Consider the following 7,646-nt stretch of genomic DNA (forward strand, 5'->3'; position numbering starts at 1 on the left):
ACTAGACCGGGCGGGACGTGGGCAGGGAGTTGTAGTTCAGCTTGAATCGGCCCTTCTGCGCCTTGGGCAGAGGGATGCGCATAATGCTGTCGTCCTCAGGTGGACCAAGCTCTGCAGGTGTGGTGACCGGCAACTCGATGATTGCTTCCTTCTGAGTTGCCGTATGGTCTTCAATGAGGCGAGCATCGCCATAAACTTGGCGCGTAGCTTCGGTCATGGAAGCCACATCTGGGAGGACATGACCGTTGAGTACGGCGTACAGTGTGTTTTCCAGAGCTTCATCGGGCTCGCCGTGCATGCGCATTCGGACCTCGTACATGACGTAGCCCCACTCCACGTATGTCAGCTTCCGGTACTTCATCAACAGCCGCGATTGGCAACGAACCCATTTGCCATTGAGCAATGCATAGACGATGCTTACGTCCCACATGTCCACGAGCACCGGCAGATTCTGTGGACGCACCATCTTGTCGGCGAACTCATCTGCCCAATACCAAACATGGCCGACTTTGACACCCATCTGCTTGTCGAGCCTTCGGGTTGCGCCTTTTGACGGGGGCACACATGTCAGGATGTAGAAGTAGGAGTCGTAGGGAGTCAGCCTTTTCAGGCGGCGCCCTGTAAGGGCAAACCGGAGATGCATGTATTCAATGGGAGAATGGTCGTGGGCTGGGTGCACCTGGAGGTTGTATTCCCGGAAGAAGTATTCATCGAGAAGCCCATGCAATTCCGCGAAACTCATGAGGTCAGCCCTTATCGGGTCGACGGACCGCGTGACCGTTCGGACGTTGCGTAACGCTTTCGCGTTGCCTACCAAGTAGTGGATAAGCTTGGTGTTGGTTGTTCCAAACAACCGTTCCATCACGCCACCAAAACGGGACTTGTGCGCCGGACGGAATTGCAACGTGATGCGAAGGAGGTCACAGAGATTATCGAATGCGTCGGAGTGAAACTCCTTTCCATTGTCGACGATGATGATTGCGGGTGTACGTCGGAACACTCTGACCATCGCTCGAATAGCCATCATGCAACTTATGGTGCTCGGCGCGTGCATTGAGAGATAGAAGGCCAGCACCATGCGCGTCTCGGCATCCATCACGACGGTGAGCCATGGGCGTTTTCGAAAAACCCTTCCGCCTTTGCCTCGGATTTTTATGAAGACATCCAGCTTGGTATGGTCGATATGGACCCGATGGAATGGACGCCCGCCATGTATCTTGTCTTCAACGTGCAGGTACCATATTGCGGGCTCTTCGTTGTAGGCGACTCTGCTGCCTTGCCTGGCCTTGACGTCGATGAATTTCTGTCGGTGGAGGTAATACGTCTTCCTCGAAACGACTTCTACGCCCGCAGCTTCGCTGAGTTCCACGTAGGTTCGATATGACGCAGCGCCGCTTGGATTTGTTGAATTGTTACCCCGCTCGGTGGTCTCTCGAATCAGGTCCAACTGCTGAGGGATTATCTGGCATCGTCCGCCGCTCCGACGCTTTGGTGTCGCGGCCCGTCGCTGGGCTGGCAAGGACCCGCCTGCCGCCCGCACTTCCCTTCGTATTCGCTGTATCTGCCTCGGGCCCAGGTTGCACCGGACCTTCTTGCCTGCTTCGAGGTCGCGAACAATGAGAAACCGCTTTTTTCCCTCAACAATCTGATAGTCAGTGAGACCGTCGATTTGAGAGAGCCGCTTATCGGTTGACGGTTGAGACGAAAGAAGAAGTATTTGTCGGTTGAACAGCGCCCGCTCGAAGTCAGACACTTGCATGAGGCCGCTGTTGTGGCTCTGCTGTTCGAAGTAGTGAACCGATTCCGAGCTGACGAACGAAACCTCAAACACCTCGAGGCGACCTTTAAACACGAACTCGGTGCCCATATCGACGCCGAAGCTGACCTCGTCGCTGACAGCCTTCGGAACCGGTCGATTGAACTGAAGTTCATCGAGCTGCGCGCGCGAATTACACAGTACGACGTCTTCAGGCTCGCTCAGGTCATCGTAATCGAGGTCGACGAAAATGCGCTGGTCAGCTATCGCCTTATAGACATCGTCGACGAGGAATGCGTCGGGTGGCGTTTCGACGAGGAGAGACTCGTTCCACGGTGTTTTATCCGGATAGGCGTGCGTTAAAAGCAGGCCTAAGGTCATCGGACAGGAGGCGCTTGTTATCCTTTCAATCGCCCGCCAGGCACTGTCAGTTAGTGGTGCGCTCTTGTCGCAAAGAAAGTCGTCGAGAAATTCGAGATTCGCAACAAATATCGCGCCGTTCTCGTTCCCCGAGCGTAGGCAAAACGTGATGCCCAGAGCAGCGAAGTGCCGTTCGCGCTCTGGGCATCTCCATGTTCCTTCGTCGTCTTTGAAGAATCGGCGTGGATACTCTTCGGCAAGCTTTTCAAGGTCCTGTTCGGTTTTCCATTCATCGACGTAGATGCCATAAGGCGTCAGTCTAAGAATGTCTGGTGTATAGGGCGTGGGTGCCTGATAGACCGTGACTGTGCCGTCTGACCGCTTTCGCTCAAGCTCCACGCTCATTCTGACCTGGGGTGGCTGACAATAGAACTCACGCGTTGTGCCATCACAATCGTATCTGACGACTGCACCGAACTCGGCCTTTCGACTCTCCGTTGCCATCCTGCACCCCATCTTGCGGGACGTGTAACGAGAGATGACGTTGCCCTTTCGCGACTGGACTTTTCGAGACGGTGACTTGGCACGGGCCTCCCAGATGTATCGTTGACCTTCAAACGGCGTACCCAACCGTTCGAGTTCGGTCCGCAATTCCGCGTCGGAGTACGGAGACAGTGCGGTTCCAATGGGGCTGTCGCAGGACCAACGACTTTCCAGCAATTGCCACTGGGATTTCTGAGGGATGGTAGTAGGAAGGTTGATAGTCATGGGCGACTCCTGATGGGCGTGGATGACATCGCGTCTGGCCTTGCCGGTGGACGACCCGCATGTCGGTCAACGAGTTCTTCAAGCTCCGCTTGGTCTTTCCATTTTTCGATGAATATGCCCTCTGAAGTCACTACCAACATGTCGGCCGCTTCAGGTGCGGGCAACGGGTAGACGGTGGTTACACAGTGCACATGTTCGATGCTCATGATTGTCTCCGGTCACGCGCCAAGAGCGCTTGCTGGCGCTGGTGACTGCGCCTCGCGGTCGTGTGTGTTTTGCGGTGTCGGTCTCGGACGGAAAAGTGGACGATGTTCAATGAGCACATCCTCCGAGCAAGGATTTTCTGCGTGGTGCGGAACCGCCATGTCCAGGATTTGCACTCGGCTCGTATGTCCTGAGAGGTGTCGGTCTAGGGGCGTCGACAGGGACTCACGGACATGCGATACGGGACGCACTCTCACGCGCAACTCCGTCCAGATGGTTGGGATTTTCAGCGCTTCGCGCAGCCTCTTCGCTTCTTTCGCGCGGTCGTGCTTGATACATGGTGTGAGTAGGTAATCAAGGTAGGCGTCGTTGTAGCTCTTGATGACCGACGCGGGTAGGGATGCGAGGGAGTGTTCTGCATGTTCGAATGCTTGTCTCGTTGAGACAGTTTGGAACACGTATTTGAGAGTGAATACGGTAGACCAGCTACATATGCAATCACCTGGTTGTTTCCAGTCCCGCTCCAAAAGAAGCGCGGGAGTGAGGACGTTCACTTCATGTAGCCGACCATGGCGGGAAACAATGACTGTGGTTTCCTGCTCCAGATTGACCTCGCCATCTACACGCCGACTTGGGTTACTGGGACTTTCAATTTCCGTCTCCGGCTGGCCGCCAGCAACGGGAGCACAGAGTCTGCGGATGCTAAGCGGACACTGAGCCGGTGAGCCTCGGTCGTGCATCATGGCCACTGGGCCTGTCTTCGCCATGGTGAACAAGCCATGCGATTTCTTAGGTGAGGACCCACGACACGGCGGTGATTTGCGGTTTGCGTCGGCCAAGTTACCAAAGCTGCTAAGGCGGGCTACCAGGTCAGTTAACTCGTCTGTGAACGTAGTGCAAGTGGGGCGCGTATTCATACATTTCTCCGCTTTGTGAAATGTGAAGTCGCGACCGGGCCCCTCGCTCCGCGCTCCACGCGACGGTGCGATAGAAGAAGCTTCACACGCCGGAGTTCAGTGAACTCCGGCGGAGACGCTGGCTCCGCGAGTGCCTGGTCGCTCGACTCGACCTAATGGAGGAGCGGCGTAATGCGAGAGCTCCAGACCCTGGAATAAGGAGACTTGCCAGGGGCACTCAGGGGGACAGGAGGGCTGAAAAAGGGGTCGAACGGAGGAGGGGAGGCGAAGATATTTTGACGCGTAGAGCTCTGGAGAGAATTGGGGCCACATGTTTGCCGCCGGTTGGGACCTTGCCAGTACGGTGGCGGCGATTTAAATCGGTCATTTTGATGGGGGTTTGACCGGAGAAGCGCGATTTTCGGTGTCATTTGGCGAAAGACTCCACGTTTGTTACGGGCGTGAGAATGCTTTGACGCTCAGTGACCCCCGTGAGAAAATCACGATGTCAGACGTGGTCTTCCTCACGGGAGCCACCGGGGGCTGCGGTTCAAGTTCGCTTGGGCTTAGCGGCCCCCTTCTTTTTTGCGCAGTCATCACACAAGAAAGCGGGCGTGGCCCTAGTCCCATCGAAGGTTGGTCAGGGGGACAGTTTTGCCGTGATGTGCGCTCCTTAAATTCGGTGGGTCGACAGCGAAATTGTATGTCGATGGTGGCTACAAGAGAAGCGGTTTTTTGCCAAGTTTCATCGGGCCGGTGTCAGGTCTCCTCACGCTAACCACGAGATGAGGAATTACTTGCGATTCTGCGTTTTACATCGTATACCAAGGCACTTTCGCGTTTTTAAGGTATATGTAAAAGGAGCGCAGAAGCGAACGCCGTCGAGCTCGGATGGTGTCGAAAGTAATCTGCAATACTTATCAATCCACGCATTGGGATTCGATATGCTGCAGCAACTTTATTCGCCTTTCGAGGCTCCTCTGCGCGGCTCGATTGCCCAGTCCCTCATGTGGATGGATGAGCAGCAACTTGGGTAAAAATTCACTCGAATACACAGCGTTGGCGTGGTCGAGGATGACGCTCGCTCGCTCTCGGCGACTAAGGATGTGCCGCGCCGCTTCGTTGAGCCTCGCCGGTCTCGTGGGATAGCTGGGCGCGCCTTCCAGGACACTTCCGGTGACCCGGGACGCCAGCGCGCTCGGGAGGAGCTCCATGCAAGCGGCAACCCCGATGGAGAAGGTCCACCACGTGTTGAGCACGATGTTTATGTTTTCGCGCTCACCTAGAATCTTCACGAGGATATTTACATGTTCCAGTGTCTTGCTTCCGACCGCTGTCAACGAAGGAACGCATCCTTCCACGTAGAGCACTTGGTCAGGGTGCAGGACACCGTCAAAGTTGAGATACAAATCCATTGTCATCCCCTTTGCGAGGTTCGAAAGTGTCGGCAAACTAATCGAAGTCCAGGAGTTGCTGGAGCGCGGATTGGAAGTTGACGAGGTTGCTGGATGAAGCCATGCCGACGGTAATCGACCTCTCGATGTACTCGAACGGGATGGTCATTGGGTCTCCGTCAATGATGGTCAGGCGCTGGGGATTCCGACGGGCTATGTCCGACCGCAACAGGTCAACCTTGCGTTGCGTGCTATACGACCGTCGATGCGCTCGGTTGCCTCGCATGGTCGCGCCGATGGTCTTCTGCGCTAATTCGAGCGGCATGAGGCGGCGGAGCGTACAGTATCCATAGTCCGCAACCAGCCAGCTATTGAGCACAATCGCAAGGTCGGCCCGGTCACGGACGGTATCCCCCAGGCATGCAAGTAGGATGCTTTGCGATGAAGACTCTCGGGCTGGTTGACGGGATAGCGAGGAACGAAGTAGCCTGGGAAACAGAAGGCGCTCGGCACCCAAGTACAGAATAGAGTTCATGGTGAAATCCGACGGCAGAGGACCGAACTCGACTCATGCTCCTGAGCAACGTCAAATGGTGAGCATGGGGCAGCGGTCGATGCGAACGGTTCGTCGGAATTTGGTCTTTGACTTTTCGACGACTCACGTGGGTTACCACACACAAACCATAGTTCATGTCAACGCGAAATCAAGCGAAAGTTAGCGAACTTATCGATGGGCCGTGGGAGAGGCTGTCTTCCCGCGCCCTACGCGTCATGCTGACCCGTCGAGACGTGAGCTACTCACAACTTGCGAAGGCATTGACGCAGATTGGGGTTGCGGAGTCGGAGCGGTCGATAGAGGGCAAAGTCCATCGTGGAACGTTCCGGCACACGTTCTTCCTGCAAGTTCTGACGGCTTCGAGTTCTTTGTACCCCGACCGGTGGGCCCGTGCACTCCAGACCGATATGAGTTGGGAGGAACGTGCCGCGGCAATATTGCGCGGGGAGTTGTCCCTTCAACCTTGGCTAGACTGGGTGAAACTCTCGAACCGTCTCGAAGAGATAGGCGTTTGTGTGGAACCCGAGACATTACGTGTGCAGATTGAAGACGGTTCTTTCTCGACCGCACTGTTCCTCCAATGCGCGACTGTCTGTCGTTTTGCAGGCGTTCACCTTTTTCTTGACCAGTTCGACCTGAACGAGGCTGCATTAGCCGGCGCTTCCGCGACCTGAGCGGAATATCCGCAAAACCCCTTGCTCTTTTCCACGGCCGTTCTATATTTCCTCTGTAGCTCATGTCGCGTGGGTCAACCCACGCAATTGCGTAAGAAAAAAGTAAAAATACATCTCGTCTTACGTAGCGTTCACACAGGTATTCAAGCGATTCTGTGAAGACTTCGCGTTCCGCGAAGTTCGCGCTGAACGGTCACTTCAGTGATTTCAACGCTTGTATTGGCCTGATATGCGTATGCGGTCCATCAGCGACGCCCCTCAATTCAGGTGACGGAGCGTGTGACATGTGGTGGGAACGCGGATCAGCGTAGGTTGGCCGGCAGCTTCCAGGGAAGCAGCGCGTCGTAGTCGTCGACCGTCTTTGCCAGAGGCAACCGCTGGAACAGCCAGGTGAGATAGCGATACGGATCGATGCCGTTGGCTTTTGCTGACTCGACCAGCGAATAAAGATTCGCACTCGCATGTGCGCCAGCAACTGTATCGGCAAACAGGAAGCTTTTGCGCGCGACGACAAACGGGCGAATGGAATTTTCGCAGGGATTGTTCGATATGGGCCAGTTGCCGTTCTCGATGTATCGGATCAGCTTGGGCCACTGCCCATGCAGATAGGTCAGGGCCTTACCGAGCAAACTTTGAGGCACGACGCCGGGTAACTGTTCAAGCATCAGCGTTTCGATGGCATCGAGCACGCGTGCACTGTATCGTCGTCGCAATCGCTGTCGTCGTTCAGCCGCCCACGTTTCACTGTGCGCCTCCGCCGCGAACAGCTTGCCGATCAGTTTGATGAAGCGCGTCGCGAGCAGGTTGGACGAGCGTGCGGCCTTCGGCACGTTATCTTCGGCCTTGACCAGATACCGTCTCGCGTGAGCCCAGCATCCGAGATGCACGAGCTGATACTGTTCAGCGATGCCGTTGTAGGGCTCGTATCCAATGGAATGAGCGCCTCCCACCCAGCGTCGACACCAAGGAAGGCGGCTCAGAACAATGCGCCGGTCCGAAGTGGAAGATGATGGAGGCTCCCCCAGCCAATTCGGAGAA

Annotated in this window: 5 protein-coding genes; 1 reads left to right on the forward strand and 4 read right to left on the reverse strand. The window is 55.7% G+C overall.

Annotated features, from left to right (window positions below; all coding sequences use genetic code 11):
- Position 1: 1 nt before the first annotated feature.
- The 3 genes from HV711_RS18295 to HV711_RS18305 all read right to left on the reverse strand — a co-directional run bounded on the left by HV711_RS18295 (position 2) and on the right by HV711_RS18305 (position 5,399).
- Entirely contained in the window at positions 2-2,884 is a 2,883-nt protein-coding gene (locus HV711_RS18295) for a TnsB C-terminal domain-containing protein (protein WP_035480416.1), read from the reverse strand.
- Positions 2,881-3,090, reverse strand: a complete 210-nt coding sequence (locus HV711_RS18300; protein ID WP_175145180.1) for a hypothetical protein — start codon at positions 3,088-3,090, stop codon at positions 2,881-2,883. The genes HV711_RS18295 and HV711_RS18300 overlap by 4 nt, the downstream gene beginning before the upstream one ends.
- Before the next feature lie 1,814 nt (positions 3,091-4,904).
- Entirely contained in the window at positions 4,905-5,399 is a 495-nt protein-coding gene (locus HV711_RS18305) for an HAD domain-containing protein (protein WP_175145182.1), read from the reverse strand.
- 669 nt (positions 5,400-6,068) lie between these two features.
- Here HV711_RS18305 and HV711_RS18310 point away from each other — a divergent pair.
- Entirely contained in the window at positions 6,069-6,608 is a 540-nt protein-coding gene (locus HV711_RS18310; RefSeq protein WP_051224115.1) for a DUF6471 domain-containing protein, read from the forward strand.
- Between the two features lie 302 nt (positions 6,609-6,910).
- Here HV711_RS18310 and HV711_RS18315 read toward each other — a convergent pair.
- A partial coding sequence (locus HV711_RS18315) for an IS66 family transposase (protein ID WP_254604811.1) occupies positions 6,911-7,646 on the reverse strand: 736 nt, incomplete at its 5' end.

This window comes from Paraburkholderia phenoliruptrix (genome assembly GCF_902859825.1).
Taxonomy (GTDB): Bacteria; Pseudomonadota; Gammaproteobacteria; order Burkholderiales; family Burkholderiaceae; genus Paraburkholderia; species Paraburkholderia phenoliruptrix.